Raw genomic sequence first — 18,336 nt, forward strand, 5'->3', positions numbered from 1 at the left:
CTCAGGCGGGTCGGTAGTCCTCGTGCGGGACGGCGCGTTCCCAGACGGCCTCGAAGGCCGTGGCGCAGAGCTTCACGACCTCGGGGTCACCGATCAGTTCCCGGGGGACACCGGGCGCGACCTCCCCCTCGCCGTCGAAGTGGTTGATCAGCAGCACCTCGCCGTCGAACAGCCAGAAGTCGTTGCCGGGCAGCGCCAGATCGGTGGCACGGCGGCGTGGCAGCCAGCGGACCTGCTCCCCCGCCGCGACGTTCTCGTCCGTCACGTGGTGCTCGAAGCGGATGTAGTCACTGAGGGGTTCGGAGACGATCCGGGCGCGCCGCACCTCGACACCCCGGTCCACCGTCTCCCGCACGAGCCGGGCCCAGGGCAGCCATGCCGGATCGATGTCCACGATCCCGTCCCGCAGGCCGCGCCGCCACGCCTCGTAGCTCGGGTCCGAGGTCATGTAGCCGTCGCGCATCTCCAGGTGGACGGCGGACCGGGAGCTGTGGGCGAACAGGTCGCGGAACGAAGGGATGTCAGTCATGCGTCACCTCCGGGAAGAACTGCATCATGCGCCTCGGGAACTCGACGACCGTCTCGTGGGCGGGAATGTCCATCTGGGACAGACGCTCCGCGTCGGTGACCCTCCAGGACTGCATGAGGTAGGTGTCGCTGTCCTCGTCGAAGTAGAGAGTCGGCGATTCGCCCACCTTGCTCTCCGGGTCCTTACCGAGCTTGATCAGTGCCATGAGTGCTCCTCGTCCGCCGTCGCCGGGCGCGACCGCACGGACAGCGTGCCAACAACTGCACTGCGTCACCACGGACTTGCGCGAACTTGCGCCGCTGGCGGGGGTCAGGCCGCCGGGGCGTGGGCGGTGGACGGGTTCACGATGAGGATGTGGCAGTGCGCGTGGCGCCACAGCTCGCGGCTCGCGCTGGCGTCGATCAGCGCCGGGAGCCCGCCGTGCGTCGGGACGCCGATGACGATGGCGCGCGCGCCCGTGCGGTCGGCGTACGCGGCGATCATGCGGCCGACGTCGCCGTGGTCGGCGGCGTCGCCGAGGACGTGTCCCGTCGCGGGGACGTCCTGCCCGGCGAGGGTGTCCACGTGGCGCCTGACGACCTCACGCGCCGCGGCCACCTCCTCCGCCTCGGCCGCCGTGCCCGCGCCCAGGCCCAGTTCACGGGCGTGCAGGACGTGGACGGCGCGGCCGTTCAGCCGGGCGAGGCGCCCCGCCGTCCTGGTGACCTCGGCGGCGAGCGGCCCGTCGTCCACGGCGGCGACGATGACGCCGTCGCCCCCCGTCGCCGCGGCGGCGGGGGTGACGGCGGCCTCGTGGCCGGGCGCCTCCCGCTGGCGGCGCTCGGCGGCGCCCAGCAGGTCGTGGGCGGTGGCGAGGATGCCGATGCCGAGGACGAGGGCGCCCGCGCCGACGTAGAACGGCACGTGCAGGTTCGTCGCCTCGACCAGCTTGCCCGCGACGTACGGCGCGAGGCCGCCGCCGATGAAGCGGACGAAGCCGTACGCGGCCGACGCCACCGGCCGGTCCACCGGCGAGACCGTCATGACGGCCTGGGTCGTGACGGTGTTGTTCACGCCGATGAAGACGCCGGACACGACCACCGCCCCGATCAGGACGGCCCTGTGGTCCACGCCGAGGGCGATGACGACCATGACGACGGCGAACAGCGCCAGGTTCACGTACAGCGTGCGCGCCAGGCCGAGGCGCCGCTGCAACCAGGGCGCGCCCGCCACCGCGAACAGCGCGACGAGCGCGCCCCACGCCGTGAAGACCAGGCCGAGCTTGACGGCGCTCAGCTCCATGGGGAACGGCGCGTAGCCCAGCATCGTGAAGAACGCCCAGTTGTAGCAGAGCGCGGTCAGCGAGAGCGTGAGCAGGCCGCGGTGCCGCAGGGCGCGCAGGGGGTCGCTGAGCCGCGTCTTCCTGGCGGGCTTGGGCAGGGGTTCGACCAGGATCACGGTGGCGAGCAGCGCGATGGCCATGAGGACCGAGACGCCGTAGAACGGGCCGCGCCAGCTGATGTCGCCCAACAGCCCGCCGAGCAGCGGCCCGACGGCGATGCCGAGGCCGAGCGCCGTCTCGTACAGGACGATCGCGCCGACGAAGCCGCCGCTCGCCGAGGCGACGATGACGGCGAGCGACGTCGCGATGAACAGAGCGTTCCCGACGCCCCAGCCCGCGCGGAAGCCCACGATGCCGTCGATGCTGCCCGAGGCCCCGGCGAGGGCGCTGAAGACGACGATGACGGCGAGGCCGACGATCAGCGTGCGCTTGGCGCCGATGCGGCTGGAGACCCAGCCGGTGACGAGCATGGCGACGGCGGTGACGACCAGGTAGCTCGTGAAGAGCAGGGAGACCTGGCTCGGGGTGGCGTCGAGGTCCTCGGAGATGGCGGGCAGGATCGGATCGACGAGGCCGATGCCCATGAAGGACACGACGCAGGCGAAGGCGACCGCGAAGACGGCCTTCGGCTGCTGGAACGGACGGGCGGTGGCGGGGCCGCTCATGTGGGTGCTCCCGGGGTGTGTCGGGTGTCGGGGACTGCGGCTGTGGGGACGGCGGGGGGTTCCTCAAGTGCCAGGCGGGTGAGCGCGTCGATGGCCGGGAGTGCGGCGCGGAGGGCGTCCTGCTGGTCGGTGGGGAGCCGGTCGAGGAGGACGACGAGGCGTTCGGCGCGCAGCGCGCGGCGCCGCTCCAGGAAGTCGCGTCCCGTGTCGGTGATGCCGACGAGGACGACCCGGCCGTCGGCGGGGTCGGCGGCGCGCGCGGCGAGGCCCGCGTCCTGGAGGCGGGAGACGAGCTGCGTCATCGCGGGCTGGGTGACGCCTTCGGCCGCGGCCAGTTCGGTGAGGCGGCGGGGGCCGGTGCGTTCCAGGGTGGAGAGGGTGGCGACGGCGGTCAGCGACAGGTCGCTCGGGGTGCTCATGCGGCGGAAGAGCCGCAGGAGGCGTTCGAGCGCGTGCACCGTCTCCCGGGGAAAGTCCATAACTCATTTATATCACTGCCTTATGTATCGGGCTCACAGCGGCCCGCGGCGGGCGGGGAGGACAGCGTTCCCGCCGGGAAACGGGTGTGATGCCGCCGGGTAACAGCGCCCCCGCACGCTCGGTGCATGCGAACGAACGGCGCGGCGGCGGACGGCCGTCTGGTGATCGTCGGCGGCGGCCAGGCAGCCGCCCGCCTGGCGCGCCGCGTCCTGCCGGGCGCCGCCGGGTCCGTCACGGTGCTGGCGGAGGAGCGGTGGCCCGCGTACAACCGGGTGCTGCTCGCCGACGTGCTGGCCGGGCGTTACCCGGCAGAGGTCATCGAGCTGCCGGGCCCGCCGGAGGCGGTGCGCTGGCTCCCCGGGGCGCGGGCCGTCCGCATCGACCGCGCCGCGCGCACCGTGACGTGCGACGACGGCGGCGTGCACCCGTACGACACCCTCGTCCTCGCCACCGGCGCCAACCCCGTCCTGCCGCCCCTGCCCGGCCTCCACTCCCCCGGCCACCAACTGCCGGACGGCGTCCGGGCCCTGCGCACGCTCGACGACTGCCGCGCGCTGAGCGACGCCCTCGACGCCGCGCCGGGCGCCGCGCCCGCCGTCGTCATCGGCGGCGGCCTGCTCGGCGTCCTCGCCTCGGCCGCGCTGGCACGGCGCGGCGCCCGCGTGCTGCTTGCCCAGCGCGCCGCGCACCTGCTCGACCGCCACCTCGACCCGGAGGCCGCCGCGCTGCTGCGCGCCCACCTGACGGACCTCGGCGTCGAGGTGCACACGGAGTGCGCGGTCAGCGCGCTGCGCACCGACCCCGCGACGGGCGCCGTACGGGGCGTGCGGCTGGCGGACGGGTACGAGGCGGACGCCCGGCTCGTGGTCCTCGCCTGCGGCGTCCGGCCGCGCGTCGGGCTGGCCAGGGACGCCGGGCTGCCCGTCGGCCCCACGGGCGGCGTCGTCGTGGACGACCTGCTGACGACGGCCGACCCGCGCATCCGCGCCCTCGGCGACTGCGCTGAACACGCCGGTGTCTCCTACGGGTTGGCCGGGGCCGCGACCGAACAGGCCGACGTCCTGGCCGCCGTGCTGAGCGGCGACCGCGCCGCCCGCTACACCGGCACCCGCGCGCTGGTGCGCCTCACGCTGCCGGACGGACCGGCGCCGTTCGACCTCGCCGCCTTCGGGCTGCCCGTGCCAGGCCCGCCGGACGACACGCTGCGGCTCGCGGACGGGACGCGCGGCACGTACCGCTCGCTCGTCGTCCGCGACGACCACCTGCGCGGCGGCGTCCTGGTGGGCGACCTGGGCGGCGTCGGCCCGCTGGCGCGCGCCTGGCAGGCGGCCGAGCCACTCCCCGCGGGCCCGCTGCTGCACCTGCTCTCCCCCGACACCGCCTGACCCCCTCGCACCCGCATCCCGCACCCGCACCCACCCGCATGGAGGCCCCGATCATGTCCCCCGCGCGCAAGCCCACCCTCGTGCTCGTCGGTCACGGCATGGTCGGCCAGCGCTTCCTCGAACAGCTCGCCGACCTCGGCGTGACGCGCACCGCCCGGGTGGTCGTGTTCGGCGAGGAGCCGCGCCCGGCGTACGACCGCGTGCACCTCACCTCCTGCTTCACCGGCACGACGCCCGAGGCCCTGTCGCTCGTCCCGGACGGCTTCCTGGCGACGCACGGCATCGAGACGCACACCGGCGACCCCGTCACGGCCCTCGACCGGGAGGCGCGGACCGTCACGACGGCGTCCGGCCTGGTCGTCGCGTACGACACGCTCGTCCTGGCCACCGGCTCGTACGCCTTCGTGCCGCCCGTGCCAGGACGCGACGCGGACGGCTGCTTCGTGTACCGCACGATCGAGGACGTCCGCGCCATCGAGGAGCGCGCGCGCACGGCCCGCGCCGGGGTCGTCGTGGGCGGCGGCCTGCTGGGGCTTGAGGCGGCCGGGGCCCTGACCGGGCTCGGCCTCACGACGCACGTCGTCGAGTTCGCCCCCCGCCTGATGGCGGTGCAGGTGGACGACGGCGGCGGCGCCGCGCTGCGGCGGGCCGTGGAGGGCCTGGGCGTCGTGGTGCACACGGGCGTCGGCGGGCAGGAGATCACGACGGACGCGACCGGCGCCGTCACCGGCATCACGCTGTCGGACGGCTCGTCGGTCGCGGCCGGGCTCGTCGTCTTCTCGGCCGGGGTCAGGCCGCGCGACGCGCTCGCCCGCGAGGCGGGGCTGCCGGTCGGCGAGCGCGGCGGCATCGTCGTGGACGCGCACTGCCGCACGTCCGACCCCGCCGTCTACGCGATCGGCGAGTGCGCGCGGGCGGCGGACGGCACGGTGTACGGGCTGGTCGCGCCCGGCTACGAGATGGCCGCGACCGCCGCCGCCGCCATCGCGGGCGCGGCGGACGGCAGGCCGTTCACCGGCGCCGACACCTCGACCAAGCTCAAGCTGCTCGGCGTGGACGTCGCCTCCTTCGGCGACGCGCACGGCCGCGCCGACGGCTGCCTCGACGTCGTCTACGCCGACTCGCGCGCCGGGATCTACCGCAAGCTGGTCGTCGCCGACGACGGCACGCTCCTCGGCGGCGTCCTCGTCGGCGACGCCGAGTCGTACGGCCTGCTGCGCCCGCTGACCGGCACGGTGCCGCCCGCCGCACCCGAGCAACTCGTCCTGCCAGCCGGGCTCGCGCCGCCCACCGCCATCGGCCCTGCGGCGCTGCCCGACGACGCGGTGATCTGCAGCTGCCACAACGTCAGCAAGGGCACGATCCGCGCGGCCGTCGCCGAGGGCGGCTGCGCGTCGGTGGCCGAGGTCAAGGGCTGCACCCGCGCGGGCACCGGCTGCGGCAGCTGCGTCAAGGTGCTCGGCCAGCTGGTGAACGACGAGCTGACGGCGGCCGGGGTCGCCGTGGACACCGGGCTGTGCGGCTGCTTCGCGCAGACGCGGCAGGAGCTGTACGAGATCGTGCGCGCCCTGCGGATCACCACCTACCGGGCGCTGCTGGACGGCTACGGCCGCGCCGAGGCGCGCGGCGGCGAGGGCTGCGAGGTCTGCAAGCCGGTCGCCGCGTCCGTCATCGCCTCCCTGGCACCGTCCATCGGCGCGGACGGCTATGTCCTGGACGGCGAACAGGCCGCGCTCCAGGACACGAACGATCACTTTCTCGCCAACATGCAGCGCAACGGGTCGTACTCGATCGTGCCGCGCGTGCCGGGCGGCGAGATCACGCCGGAGAAGCTGATCGTCATCGGCGAGGTCGCGCGCGACTTCGGGCTCTACACGAAGATCACCGGCGGCCAGCGCATCGACCTGTTCGGCGCCCGCGTGGACCAGTTGCCGCGCATCTGGGCGCGGCTGGTCGCCGCCGGGTTCGAGTCGGGGCACGCGTACGGGAAGGCGCTGCGGACGGTCAAGTCGTGCGTGGGCTCGACCTGGTGCCGCTTCGGCGTGCAGGACAGCGTGGCCATGGCCATCGACCTGGAGCTGCGCTACCGGGGGCTGCGCTCGCCGCACAAGCTGAAGTCGGCCGTCTCCGGCTGCGCGCGCGAGTGCGCCGAGGCGATGAGCAAGGACTTCGGCGTCATCGCGACGGCGGCCGGCTGGAACCTGTACGTCGGCGGCAACGGCGGCGCCACGCCCCGGCACGCCGACCTGCTGGCGCAGGACCTCTCCGACACCGGCCTGGTGCAGCTGATCGACCGGTTCCTCATGTTCTACGTCCGCACCGCCGACCGCCTGGAGCGCACCTCGGTCTGGCTGGAGCGCATGGGCCTCGACCACGTGCGCGACGTGGTCGTGGACGACTCGCTGGGCATCTGCGCCGACCTTGAGGCGCTGATGGCCGCGCACGTGGCCGGGTACCGCGACGAGTGGGCGCAGACGCTGGGCGACCCGGAGCGGCTGCGGCGCTTCGTGTCCTTCGTGAACGCGCCCGACACCCCCGACCCCACCGTCACCTTCACCCCGGAGCGCGGCCAGATCAGGCCCGACCTGACGGCGCTGGCCGTCCCGACCGCGGAGGCCACCGCCCGATGAGCACGCCGCCCACCACCCTCGAACTGCTCCTGCCCGACGGCTCCTGGTTCCCCGTCTGCGACCTGGCCGCCCTCACCCCGGGCCGGGGCGTCGCGGCGCTGCTGCCGGGCGGCGCCCAGGCGGCGGTCTTCCTCGACGGCCGCGGCGCGACGTACGCCATCGACAACCGCGACCCGTTCACGGGCGCCCGGGTGCTGGCGCGCGGGCTGCTCGGCTCGACGGGCGGCAGCGGCGGCGGCCCGTTCGTCGCCTCGCCGCTGCTCAAGCAGCGCTTCGACCTGACGACCGGCGTCTGCCTCGACGACCCCTCCCCCGACCGCGCGGTCACGGCCTACCCCACCCGCCGCACGACGAACTGACACGTGACGCGGCCAACACCCCCTGAATCGTGCGCACTTGCGATCGGCGAGCCTAGGATCGCCTCCTCACGTCCCGTCTCCTCACCTGGAAAAGCACGCACATGCGCATATCTCTCGCCCTGACGGCCCTCGCGTCCGGCGCGCTGGTCGCCCTCGGCGGCGTCCCCGCGGCCGGTGCCGCGACGGTCCCCACCACAGCGAGCGGGCACGCCCCCGTCTTCACCACCCCCGCGCTCCCCCCTGGCATCGGCCAGTTGCTCGACACCGTGCAGATCGACCCGTACACCACCTGGGCGTTCGGCATGCACCGCGGCGAGGACGTGCCGGACAGCCCGCTGCTCCTCGGCCTCGACACGCGGACCGATCAGGGATGGCAGGAGATCGAGCTGCCCGCGTACGGCGGCGGCATGAACGAGATCAACGCCGCCACCGCCGTACCGGGCTCCGGCGGCGCCGAGGCATGGCTCGTCGGGCTCGCCGACCTGGAGGAGACGGGCGGCATCCTGACCTATCACCTGACGGACGGCGTCTGGCGGGCCGTGACCGCGCCGCTGCCGCCGAAGGCCGAGTTCGGCGGCTTCTCGGCGGTGTCCGCGCTCGCCCCCGACGACGTGTGGGCGGTCGGCTGGGCGGACATCATCGACAGCCGCACGCCGCATCCGACGAAGCCGGGCGGCGTGATCATCGAATCGCACTTCGAGGCCCTCGTGGAGCACTGGGACGGCACCTCCTGGCAGCAGGTCGCCGTGCCCGACCCCGCCGCGTTCACCCCGAGCAGCCTCCTGGCGACCGGTCCTGGCGAGCTGTGGATCGGCGGCTGGGACGAGAACGGCCACCCGGCGCTGCGCCACCTGGACGACGGCGTGTGGACGACCGCCGACCTGCCCGCGACCCCGGGGGGCGGCGAGCTGTACGGGCTCGCCGCGGGCGCCGACGGCACGCTGTGGGCCGTCGGCCGGAGCCTGCCGACCGAGGACGGCGGGGACACCGGGACCGAGGCGCTCGTCCTGCGCGACACCGGTGACGGCTGGGAGCGCGTCCCCACGCCGGACGCCGCCGGGCGCCTCAAGCGCGTCGCCGTCACGCCGGGCGGTGTGACCGTCGTCGGCGAGCGCGTCGGCGACCCGTCCGGCCTCGTGATGCGGCTGACCGGCGACCGGTGGACGCTCCCCGTGCTCCCGGACACGGACGCCGACCTGCGCTGGATCAACGGCGTGTCCCTCTCCCCCACGGGCCGGCTCACGTTCGTCGGCGCCACGGCCGACGAGGACAACCCCATCCTGTCGCAGCCCCTGGTCCTCCACTCCTGGAACTGACCACCCGCGCGCCCGGCCCCTCGCCCCGGGGGACGACCACCGGTCGCCCCCGGCACCGAACCGCGCCACAGTGGACGTGACCGTGCGGTGGCGCGGGAAGCGACCGGTGGTGCGGGACAGCGAAGGAGGCGGCCCATGGTCCGGCCCTTGACCGTCGGGGTGGACGGCAGCCCGAGCAGCGGCGCCGCCGTCGAGTGGGCCGCGCGCGAGGCCGGGCGGCGCGGGCTCGGCGTCCACCTGGTGCACGCCTGGGTCGATGAGTCCCTGTACATGGGGACGGTGCCGGACGGGCGGGACGGGCAGCAGTTGCTGGAGCAGGTGGCGCGCGACGTCTCCTCCCGTCACCCCGGCCTGCCCGTCACGACGGAGCTGCTGGCGGAGACGGCGACCGCCGGGCTGATCGAGAAGGCCGACGGCGCCGAGGTCATGGTGCTCGGCACGCGCGGCCACACCCCGGTGATGGGCTTCCTGCTCGGCTCGGTCGGCCTGCCCGTCATCGCGCACAGCGAGCGCCCCGTCGTGCTCGTGCGGGCGGGGGCGGACGACGACGGGGACGAGATCGTCGTCGGCCTGCGGGACCTCGGGCCGCCGGGGGACGCGCTGCTCGGGCTCGCGTTCGCCTCCGCCGTCGCACGGGGGGCCGCCGTGCGGGCGGTGCGCGTGTGGGGCGGGGCGCCGTCGCTCTTCGGCGGCTCCGACCTGCCGGAGAACCTGGAGGACCGCGACGCGCACGACGAGGCGGAGGCGCGGGAGACGGCGGCGCTGGTCGAGGCGCTGGCGCCCTGGCGCCTCCAGTTCCCGGACGTGCCCCTGATCGAGGACGTGCGGTTCGGCAACGCGGCGGAGGAGCTGCTGCGCGCCGCCTCGGTGAGCGCGGCGCTGCTGGTGGTGGGGCGGCGCACGAACCGTTCGCTGTTCGCCATGCGCATCGGCGCCGTCGCGCACGCGGCGCTGCACCACGCGCCCGCGCCCGTGGCCGTCGTCCCGTACGAACGGCACGGGCGGTAGGCCACGGGCGGACGGCGCCGCGTCCGGCGCGTCAGCCGGGGAGCGGCAGCAGCTTCTCCTCGCCGGGCGCCACCTCGACCGTGAGGTCGCCGAGCCGCACCCGCGCGGGCGCCTCCTCCCACTCGGGGACGGAGACCTTCACCTCGCCTGGCCGCATGTGCAGCCGCACCTCGACGCCCCTGAACCGCACGGAGAACGCGTACTCGGACAGCTCCGGCAGCGGCGCCGGGTCCAGCCACAGCGCGCCCTTGCGGGTCTCCAGGCCCGTCAGCCCGCGCTGCACGAGGTCGAGCGTCCCGGCCATCGCGCCGAGGTGGATGCCCTCGGACGTGGTGCCGCCCTGGATGTCGCAGACATCGCTGGCCAGCGCGTCCTTCATGTACGACCACGCCTTGGCGTGCCGGGAGCGGCCCAGCACCCAGGCGTGCACGACGCCGCTGAGCGTGGACCCGTGGCTCGTACGGTCGAGGTAGTACTCGACGGTGCGCCGCCACGTGTCCTCGTCGAAGTCGGTGTAGCCGAGGTGCTGGAGCACGGCGATCAGCTCGCGCGGCTGGAAGAGGTAGCCGAGCATGACCGTGTCGGCCTGCTTGGACGCCTTGTAGCGGTTGACGGTGTCGTGCTCCGACTCCAGGATGCGGTCCAGGCGGCGGATGTCGCCGTACCGCTTCCGGTAGCCCTCCCAGTCCAGTTCCTCCAGCTCGCCGTAGCCCTCGAACTGGCTGATGACGCCCTCGTGGAAGGGGACGTGGAGGCGGCGGGAGATCTCGTCCCACTCGTCGGGCTCCCCGTCGGCGAGGCCGATGCGCTCGAACACCTCGCGGCGCCGCGACACCGGCAGCGTCCGCGCCACGCGCACGGCGTGCGCGAGGACCCAGGCGGCGGAGACGTTGGTGTACGCGTTGTCGTCCAGGCCGGACGTGTCGCGGTCCGGATAGCCGTCGTGGTACTCGTCCGGGCCGAGGACGCCGAGGATGCGGTAGCGCTCGTGCCGCCGGTCGTAGACGGCGGAGTCGGCCCAGAAGCGGGCGATCTGGAGCAGCATCTCGGCGCCGCGCGAGTGGGCGAACTCGGTGTCGCCCGTGACCTGGCCGTAGCGCCACGCGTTGTACGCGACCGCGGAGCCGACGTGGTGCTGGAGCCGCGAGTTGTCGGGCAGCCAGCGTCCCGAGCGCGGGTTGAGGTGGACCTCGGGCGTCTCCTCGCGGCCGTCGCTGCCGCTCTGCCAGGGGTACATCGCGCCCGCGCGGCCGATCGCGTGCGCCGAGCGGCACGCCTCGGGCAGACGCCGGTAGCGGTAGTTGATCAGCGCCTTGGACAGGTCGGGGAAGTGCAGGTTCAGGTAGGGCAGCACGAACAGCTCGTCCCAGAACACGTGGCCCCGGTACGCCTCCCCGTGCAGCCCGCGCGCGGGCACGCCGACGTCCAGCTCCGCCGTGTGCGCGGGCGACAGCGTGCAGAGCAGGTGGAAGAGGTGCACGCGCAGGATGCGGCCCGGCTCGCCCGGCACCTCAAGTCCCGCGTGGCGCCACAGCCGTTCCCAGGCCATCCGGTGCGAGGCGAGCAGGTCGGCGTACGACGGCGCGCGGCGTACGCGTTCCAGTGCGGCGGACAGCGGGCTGCTGATCGCGGGGTCGCGCGAGGTGTGCAGCGCGATCGTCTTCTCCGCGACGACCGGGCGGTCGGGCGCGATCGGCAGGACGAGGACCTGCCCGACGCGGAAGTCGGAGCGGTGGGTCCTGATGTCCTCGCGCTTGATCTCCGGCTCGACGTGCGTGCGCGCGGCGACGACGATCCGGATGTCGGAGACGCTGGTGCGGCAGCGCAGCCAGATGACGGTGGGGTCCTTCTCCTCGCCGCCGCCGGTGCGCATCGCCGTCAGGTGGTGGTCGGCGAGGTCGCTGTAGCGGGAGACTCCCGTGTTGCCGATCGAGCCGTCGATCGCCGACTCGACCTCCACGGTGCCCGACCAGTCCTCGGCGGTGAACTCGGTGCGCAGCGCCGCGAGATGGGGGTCGCCCATGTGCACGAGCCGGGACTGCGCGACGCGGGTGTGGCGGCCGTGCGCGTCGCGGTAGCGGAAGCGGCGCTCGTACGTGCCCTGGTGCATGTTCAGTTCCTGGCCGTACTCCAGCAGCTCGCCCCCTGCCGGGTCGTCGGGCGTGAACCAGTCGCCGTCCGGGCCGTCGTCGGGGTGCGTGCGGAAGCGCAGCGGCAGCCAGTTGGGCAGGTTGACCATGTCCTCGTGTTCCAGGGTGCGCCCGGCGAGGAGGGTGGGGGCCCGGTTGTAGAGACCGGCGGCGTAGCTGCCCGGGTAGTGCGTGCCGTCGGCGACGGTCTCGGGGGCGGCGCCGCGGGTGGCGAAGTAGCCGTTGCCCAGGGTGCACAGCGCCTCGCGCAGGGGCTCGGCGGCCGGGTCGTAGCCCTCGTACGTCCACTGCCACTCGGAGTCGGTCATCCGCCGTCACCTTCCGAGGCCGCGCCGACCAGTTCGCCGAGGTCGCGCACGACAATGTCGGCGCCGTGCGCGCGCAGGTCGTCGGCGCTGGTCGCGCTGGCCGTGCGGTCCACGCCGACGACCAGGCCGAAGCCGCCGCGGCGGCCCGCCTCGACGCCGGAGAGCGCGTCCTCGACGATCGCGGCCGACCCGGCGGGCACCGACAGGCGGCGCGCGGCCTCCAGGAAGAGCGCGGGGTCGGGCTTGCCCGCCAGGCCGAGGCTGGCGACGTCGTTGCCGTCCACGACCGTCTCCAGCATGGGGCGTACGCCCGCGTGCTCGATCAGGTCGCGCGCGTGGCGGGACGAGGAGATCGCGGCGCAGGGCACGTGGGCGCTCTGGAGCGCCAGCATCAGCCGTACGGTGCCGGGGTACGCCTCCAGGACGCCCTCGTCGAGGACGCGCATGAAGATCTTGTCCTTCATGGCGGCCACGGCGCACACGCTGTCGGTGCCGGGCGCCTCGTCGGGCTCGCCGTAGGGCAGGTCCATGTTCCGCGCGGCGAAGAAGGCGGCGGCGCCGTCGAGGCGCGACTTGCCGTCCACGTAGCGCCGGTAGTCGTCTTCCTGGTCGAACGGCGGCTCCACGCCGGGTACGGCGTCGAACGCCTCCTTCCAGGCGGTCGCGTGCGCCCGCGCCGAATCGGTGATCACTCCATCGGTGTCGAACACCACGGCCCGGCAGTCCCACAGTTCCGGCACAGCCACCCACCGCCTCCCGGACGTCAGTCCTGTCGCCTTCGTTCCATGGGACCCCCGCGACGGCCGTCCCGCAAACGGGCGACGGCCGGACGGGGGTCGCGGCGACGGGCCGGGGGCCGGTCAGCGGCCGGACGGGGCGAGCCGCATCCGGTGGCCCGTCACGCGCACCGGGCGCAGCCTGACCCACAGTTCGCGCTCGCCGCCCGCCCACCGGCCGCCCTCGGTCGCGGCGACGAGCCGGGCGACCTCCTCCTCGTCCACGACCGGCGTGGCGCGGCCGAGGATCTGCACGCTCCAGCCGACGCCGTCGCGCCCCGACGGCAGGTGGTCCACCTCGAAGGCGATGTCGGTGTCGAACGCGGGCGGCGCGTCGGTGCCGGTGCGGAAGACGACGGCGCCCTCGACGAGCCGGTACCCGGCCGGGATGATGGCCGGGCCGTCTGCGGTGGTGACGGCGACGCGGCCGACCGTGTGGCGGGCGACGAGGTCGTAGCACTCGTCGGTGTCGAGCGCGACGAGTTCCGCGGTGGCGGCCGGGCGGGGCGCGGCGCCGACGACCGGGCGGGCGCCGCGCAGTTCGGCGACGGTGGTCTCCAGCGCGCGGGCGACGCGCGTCAGCGAGTCGAGTGTCGGGGAGGCGGGGCTCTCCTCCAGGTAGCGCAGGTACTGGGGCGCGACGCGCGCGCGGTGCGCCACGTCCTCGCGGCTGAGGCCCAGTTCCTCGCGCCGCATCGCGACGCGGCGGCCGACGTCGCCGATGTGGCTGCGTGTGCCCGTGCCGCCGCGCGCCGCCCGGTGTACGTGCCGTCCGTGACCTGCCATGGTTCGACCACCTCTCGCTTCCCCTGCCCGGCTGTACCCGGCGCCGTTCCCAGCGTTCCCCGGCCCCACGGGACCCGCGCGCCGGGGCGCGTCCCGTGCTGGTGGCGTGTGCGGTTGTCAAGTGCCCCGGAGCAATGTCGGCCATTCCCCGGAACGCGCCGGGAACGACGCTGCTGCGGCCCGCCCGCGCCGTACGGTCCCGCGCGGCGTGTCCTGCCGGGACGGACGGGCGGCGCCGCGCCGTCGTGGCCTGAACACGCTGTGAGGTGCCAGAGGGCTGGTGGACCGGCGGACGGCCCGCGCGCGGGGGGACGCGGGGCCGTCGCCGTTCCGGGGAACCGGATGCCCCGGCCGGGCGAGGCCATGCCTGCGGATTCCCGACGGATTCCGGCCGCGCGCCCCTCTGGCGCGCCCGGCGCACGCCATGGTTGTGGCCCGTTTCCACTGTGCCGGGGCACCCCGTGCGGTCACGCTATGAGGGGAGATCACCACACCATGTGATGAGAGGTGAGGCACGTGACCACGCCATCGGCGACGTGTGCGGGCGCCCGGCCCATCGACGGCGCGGCTGCTCCGGCCGCGGGACCCCGGGGGGAGGGCCCGCGATGAGCGACACCGAGCAGTCCGCGACGCCGCGCAACCCCGACCGCCGCCCGGAGTTGGAGGACCGGCTGCGCGAGGCGAACGCCCTCAGCCGCGCGGACCGCCGCGCCAAGGGCGGCGACGCGTCACGGCCCCTGCCGCCAGGGACACCGTAGCGGCGTCGCCCGTTCGGGTGAAGCGGCTCCGGGGAGACCTCAGCGGAGGCCCGCAGCCCCCCGTCCGCCCGTCCGGGTGCACGCGGGCGAGCCACTAGGGTGGCCGCCATGCCGGACGACCTGATCCGAATCGTCTCCCGCTCCTCCCCCATGGCGCTGGCCCAGGTGGAACGGGTGCGCGCCGAACTCGGCGCCCTCTACCCCGGGATGCGGACCGCGGTGGTGCCCGTCACGACATCGGGCGACCGGTGGACGGGCGACCTGGGCGCGCTGGGCGGCAAGGGCGCGTTCACCAAGGAGGTGGACGCCGCGCTGCTCGCGGGCGAGGCGGACCTCGCCGTCCACTGCATGAAGGACGTCCCCGCCGACCGGCCCCTGCCGCCCGGCACCGCCTTCGCCGCGTACCTGCGGCGCGACGACATCCGCGACGCGCTCGTGCACCCGGAGGGCCTGACCCTCCCTGAACTGCCCGACGGCACGCGGATCGGCACGTCCTCGGTCCGCCGCCGGGCCCAGCTCGCCGCGTCGTGGCCCGGCCTGGAGTGCGTGCCGCTGCGGGGGAACGTCAACCGGCGGCTGGAGAAGCTGGCCGCCGGGGAGGCGGACGCGCTGCTGCTCGCCCTGTCGGGCCTGGAGCGCATCGGGCGCCGGGACGCGGCCTCGCAGCTGCTCGGCGTCGAGGACATGTGCCCGCCGCTGGGCGCGGGGGTGCTCGGGCTCCAGTGCCGGGCGGACGACGACCGCGTCCTGGAGACGGTCTCGATCCTCGGCGACCCGGACGCGTGGCGGGAGATGACGGCGGAGCGCACGTTCCTGCACGTCCTGCGCGGGCACTGCAACAGCCCGATCGCGGGCTACGCCAGGGCCGAGCGCGACGGGCGGCTGCAACTGTGGGGCAGGGTCTTCTCGCCCGACGGCAAGACGGTCCTGGACGCGCACGAGTGGGCGGGGCCGCTGGACCCGGAGGCGCTGGGCATGTCGGTGGCCGTGGCGCTGCTGCGCCAGGGGGCGCGGGACGTCATCGACGCCATCCCGCACTGACCACGGCCGCGCGCGTCGTCCCTCACTCGTAGGAGACGCGGAACACCGGGTGCTTCGGGGCGGCGCGGCGCAGTTCCTCGTCGGACGACGTGGGGCCGACGCCGTCGAAGAAGATGCCGACCTCGGCCTTCCAGCGCTTGAGGTAGGCGCGCAGGATCTCCGGCTTGTCGTCGTCGGCGACCTCGGTGGCGGTGAACGCGGTGACCCGCTTGCCGAGGATGAGCTGCCCCCCGCCCGCCGCCCGCATGTTGTGGGTCCACTGGACGTGGCCGCGCGGCGCGACGAGGTACTGCGCGCCGTCCACGGTCAGCAGGTTGACCGGGGTGCGGCGCCAGGCGCCGCTCTTGCGGCCCTTGACCGCGAGGACGCGGGAGCCCCAGACGCTGATGCCGCGACGGGTGAGCCAGGAGACGGTGCGGTTGAGCACGTTGACGGTGAACCAGCCGGGCTTGCGCAGGTGCGGGGCGGCTTCGCTGCTCATGGTGGGTGCCTCTCGGTTCCGGGGTCCTGACGGGGCGGGCGGCCGTTACGTGAGCACTGCTCTCGGCCTGGGACCACAGTGGCACGGCTGCGCCACGAAAGCAAGAGCAGTGTTCACGTATTGGTGCACCGATCCACCGAATGGCAGACTGGGGTGCATGAGCACCATCGAGGGAGCCAGGGCCAGGGCCAGGCGCGAGATCACCGCCGCCATCAAGGACGAGGCGCGGCGCGGGCTCGCCGCCGAGGGGGCGTCCCGGCTGTCGCTGCGCGCGGTGGCGCGGGAACTGGGCATGGCGTCGTCGGCGCTCTACCGGTACTTCCCGAGCCGTGACGACCTGCTGACCGCGCTGATCGTGGACGCCTACGACGCGCTGGGCGAGGCCGCCGAGGAGACCCTCGCCGCGACGCCCCGGGACGACCCGGCCACCCGCTGGGTCGCCGTGTGCGGGGCCGTCAGGGCGTGGGCCCTCGCGCACCCGCACGAGTTCGCCCTCGTGCACGGCACCCCCGTACCGGGCTACGCGGCACCGCAGGCGACGACGGGCCCCGGCGTCCGCGTACCCCTCGCGCTGCTCGCGCTGACGGCCGAGGCGCAGGAGGACGCGCTGCTGGCCCCGCCGACCTGGGACCCGCTTCCGCCCCCGGTGCGGGCCGAGGCGGAGGCGCTGGCCGACGAGTACGCGCCGGGACTGCCCGCGCCGGTGGTGGCGGCACTGGTGGCGGCGTGGGCACAGCTCGTCGGGCTGATCAGCTTCGAGGTGTTCGGCCAGTACACGGGCGTGGTGACGGCGCGCGACGAGTTCTTCGCCCACGCCGTCTCCCGCATCGCCGCCGACATCGGCCTCCCGACCACCCGCGGCGGCACCCCGGAGGAGTGACCCCGGCACGGAGCACCGCTCTCCTAAAGCGGGTGTCGCACGGCCCGGATGCTGCCGGGGGCATGTGCGTCCTTCATGCGGCCTGCGCGTTCTCAGAACGCTCAAGCATGCCGGGGGTGTTCGAGCACAGTCGGGAACGTCCGGGAACCAAGATCGGCTTCTCTTCCTTCCCGCCTGGCCACAGACTTACCTGCGCAAGCCCTGCCCGGTGAGGACACGCCCATGGCAGCTTGGTGGTCCGCGGGCGGAGGCCGCCGGAGGAATCGCCTCACGGCGGTTCCTCTCTTCTCCGGTCAGCAGTCACGTCTCGGCCTCGTCGTCGCACGGGGGATCGGTGACACCGAAGTGTGTTGGCCCCCGTGACCCCGTGGAAAATGCCGTGTGAACCGTGTCCGCTGCGCGGCATGCCCCTGACGCGCCGACCTCTTGAACGCCGCCCCGTTCGGGGCCCTGTCAGTGACTCGGTTCGCGCGACTCCCACATGATTCGCATGCGCTCACGGGCCTGATCGGGAGCGGGGACTCGTTCGAAGACGCCTGGGGAAACCCGATGAACGACATCGACCCCGTAATGGTGCAGAAAGCTGCGTTCCCTGAGTTCAAGAGGGTGAGGGAAGAGCGCACCGAGGCGACCGACCGCACGGGGTGCGTAGCGCGCGTAGTCGAGCAGCTGGGCCAAGGCCTCGCGTACGTACCGACGCCCGACGCGCGACTTGGCCTCGATGAGTTCGCTTCCCTCAGGACCGTCCAGAAAGATGTCACAGAGGCCGGCCGGACTTGCGAAGCGTGTCGTTGTCGTGCCGGTCAAGGTTCCGCAGAATTCGGCGACCAACGCCGCCTCGTCCCGGTTGAAGAGAACCTGTTGCGCAGTTCGCTCGACCGTCACGGACCGGGTGTGCTGTCGCTCCAGTGGCAGTTCACGAACCACGCCGGGCGGCGTCACGGCACCGGCATCCTCCAGAGCCGTCCTGGTGGTGATGAGCAGGCCGTCGATTCCGGCACGCGCCCGTTCGCCGAACAACACCAGCTGCCCCGGGTACTGAAAGGTGGGCTTGTACCCGAGGAGAGCGCTCAATGTCGCGTAGGGAATCTCCGCCCGCTCGAACTGGCGCAGGCTGTAGACCGTGTGCCAGCTCTCGCCGCCTTCCTTCGGCGGCCACAACACATCGGCGAAGGAGCTGTTCCGGAAGATCGCCCCGATCTCACCGATGGCCCGCAGATGGTTCTTGCCGGTGAAGAACACCACGTCCCCGGTGGAGACGCCCGCCATCTTGCCGTCGTGGCCCGGGGTGGCCCCCCAGAACCTGCTCCGCCCGTCCGGGTGGAATGTCTTCAGAGACCGTAGCTGGTCTTCCGTCAACCTCTCGGCATACGGGGACTCGGTGAACGGCACGGACCGGTCCAGAGTGTCCTTCCAGTGTCGGCGCGATTCGACGCTGCCGAACGCCGGGGAGACCAACAGGC

At 74.0% G+C, this 18,336-nt stretch carries 17 protein-coding genes; 8 read left to right on the forward strand and 9 right to left on the reverse strand.

Translation table 11 applies throughout. From position 1 onward, the window contains the following. Position 1 precedes the first annotated feature (1 nt). The 4 genes from IF27_RS26435 to IF27_RS26450 form a co-directional block, all read right to left on the reverse strand. A complete protein-coding gene (locus tag IF27_RS26435; RefSeq protein WP_052852295.1) occupies positions 2 to 529 on the reverse strand; it encodes a DUF6879 family protein in 528 nt (175 codons plus the stop codon). Next, the gene (locus IF27_RS26440; RefSeq protein WP_052852296.1) at positions 522 to 734 is read right to left on the reverse strand and encodes a hypothetical protein; all 213 of its coding nucleotides are present in this window, start codon (positions 732 to 734) and stop codon (positions 522 to 524) included. The genes IF27_RS26435 and IF27_RS26440 overlap by 8 nt, the downstream gene beginning before the upstream one ends. Positions 735 to 838: 104 nt before the next feature. Further along, complete coding sequence (locus IF27_RS26445) at positions 839 to 2,515, reverse strand: MFS transporter (protein WP_052852297.1); 1,677 nt, start codon at positions 2,513 to 2,515, stop codon at positions 839 to 841. Continuing rightward, complete coding sequence (locus tag IF27_RS26450; protein WP_052852298.1) at positions 2,512 to 2,994, reverse strand: MarR family winged helix-turn-helix transcriptional regulator; 483 nt, start codon at positions 2,992 to 2,994, stop codon at positions 2,512 to 2,514. The genes IF27_RS26445 and IF27_RS26450 overlap by 4 nt, the downstream gene beginning before the upstream one ends. A 126-nt stretch (positions 2,995 to 3,120) precedes the next feature. On the opposite strand from IF27_RS26450, the gene IF27_RS26455 reads away from it, so the two are divergent. The 5 genes from IF27_RS26455 to IF27_RS26475 all read left to right on the forward strand — a co-directional run bounded on the left by IF27_RS26455 (position 3,121) and on the right by IF27_RS26475 (position 9,693). Next, the gene (locus IF27_RS26455; protein ID WP_052852299.1) at positions 3,121 to 4,380 is read left to right on the forward strand and encodes an NAD(P)/FAD-dependent oxidoreductase; all 1,260 of its coding nucleotides are present in this window, start codon (positions 3,121 to 3,123) and stop codon (positions 4,378 to 4,380) included. Between the two features lie 53 nt (positions 4,381 to 4,433). Beyond that, a complete protein-coding gene (gene nirB / locus IF27_RS26460; protein WP_420822055.1) occupies positions 4,434 to 7,010 on the forward strand; it encodes a nitrite reductase large subunit NirB in 2,577 nt (858 codons plus the stop codon). Next, positions 7,007 to 7,369: a nitrite reductase small subunit NirD gene (locus tag IF27_RS26465; RefSeq protein ID WP_052852303.1), complete on the forward strand. Its 363-nt coding sequence runs from the start codon at positions 7,007 to 7,009 to the stop codon at positions 7,367 to 7,369. The genes nirB and IF27_RS26465 overlap by 4 nt, the downstream gene beginning before the upstream one ends. A gap of 101 nt (positions 7,370 to 7,470) precedes the next feature. Next, positions 7,471 to 8,685 carry an NHL repeat-containing protein gene (locus IF27_RS26470; RefSeq protein WP_052852306.1) on the forward strand — a complete coding sequence of 405 codons (1,215 nt, stop codon included), beginning with the start codon at positions 7,471 to 7,473 and terminating at the stop codon, positions 8,683 to 8,685. Between the two features lie 135 nt (positions 8,686 to 8,820). Next, a complete protein-coding gene (locus IF27_RS26475; protein WP_052852308.1) occupies positions 8,821 to 9,693 on the forward strand; it encodes a universal stress protein in 873 nt (290 codons plus the stop codon). Positions 9,694 to 9,724: 31 nt separating this feature from the next. Here IF27_RS26475 and IF27_RS26480 read toward each other — a convergent pair whose 3' ends face one another. The 3 genes from IF27_RS26480 to IF27_RS26490 form a co-directional block, all read right to left on the reverse strand. After that, positions 9,725 to 12,151: a glycoside hydrolase family 65 protein gene (locus IF27_RS26480; protein ID WP_052852311.1), complete on the reverse strand. Its 2,427-nt coding sequence runs from the start codon at positions 12,149 to 12,151 to the stop codon at positions 9,725 to 9,727. Beyond that, on the reverse strand, positions 12,148 to 12,897 hold the full coding sequence (locus IF27_RS26485) for an HAD family hydrolase (protein ID WP_052852313.1): 750 nt from the start codon (positions 12,895 to 12,897) through the stop codon (positions 12,148 to 12,150). Before IF27_RS26485 ends, IF27_RS26480 begins: the two co-directional genes overlap by 4 nt. A 114-nt stretch (positions 12,898 to 13,011) precedes the next feature. Beyond that, positions 13,012 to 13,713, reverse strand: a complete 702-nt coding sequence (locus IF27_RS26490; RefSeq protein WP_110946258.1) for a helix-turn-helix domain-containing protein — start codon at positions 13,711 to 13,713, stop codon at positions 13,012 to 13,014. Between the two features lie 605 nt (positions 13,714 to 14,318). Here IF27_RS26490 and IF27_RS31285 point away from each other — a divergent pair. Both IF27_RS31285 and hemC read left to right on the forward strand, forming a co-directional pair. After that, a complete protein-coding gene (locus tag IF27_RS31285) occupies positions 14,319 to 14,471 on the forward strand; it encodes a hypothetical protein (RefSeq protein ID WP_190233112.1) in 153 nt (50 codons plus the stop codon). A gap of 108 nt (positions 14,472 to 14,579) precedes the next feature. Next, positions 14,580 to 15,512, forward strand: coding sequence for a hydroxymethylbilane synthase (hemC, locus tag IF27_RS26495; protein WP_052852316.1), 933 nt, complete (start codon positions 14,580 to 14,582; stop codon positions 15,510 to 15,512). Positions 15,513 to 15,534: 22 nt separating this feature from the next. Here hemC and IF27_RS26500 read toward each other — a convergent pair whose 3' ends face one another. After that, complete coding sequence (locus tag IF27_RS26500; RefSeq protein ID WP_052852318.1) at positions 15,535 to 15,993, reverse strand: nitroreductase family deazaflavin-dependent oxidoreductase; 459 nt, start codon at positions 15,991 to 15,993, stop codon at positions 15,535 to 15,537. 157 nt (positions 15,994 to 16,150) lie between these two features. On the opposite strand from IF27_RS26500, the gene IF27_RS26505 reads away from it, so the two are divergent. Then, entirely contained in the window at positions 16,151 to 16,873 is a 723-nt protein-coding gene (locus IF27_RS26505; RefSeq protein WP_052852320.1) for a TetR/AcrR family transcriptional regulator, read from the forward strand. Positions 16,874 to 17,326: 453 nt separating this feature from the next. Here IF27_RS26505 and IF27_RS26510 read toward each other — a convergent pair whose 3' ends face one another. Then, positions 17,327 to 18,265, reverse strand: a complete 939-nt coding sequence (locus tag IF27_RS26510; protein ID WP_052852322.1) for a hypothetical protein — start codon at positions 18,263 to 18,265, stop codon at positions 17,327 to 17,329. Between the last annotated feature and the right edge of the window lie 71 nt (positions 18,266 to 18,336).

Source organism: Streptomyces avicenniae (genome assembly GCF_000719135.1).
Lineage (GTDB): Bacteria > Actinomycetota > Actinomycetes > Streptomycetales > Streptomycetaceae > Streptomyces > Streptomyces avicenniae.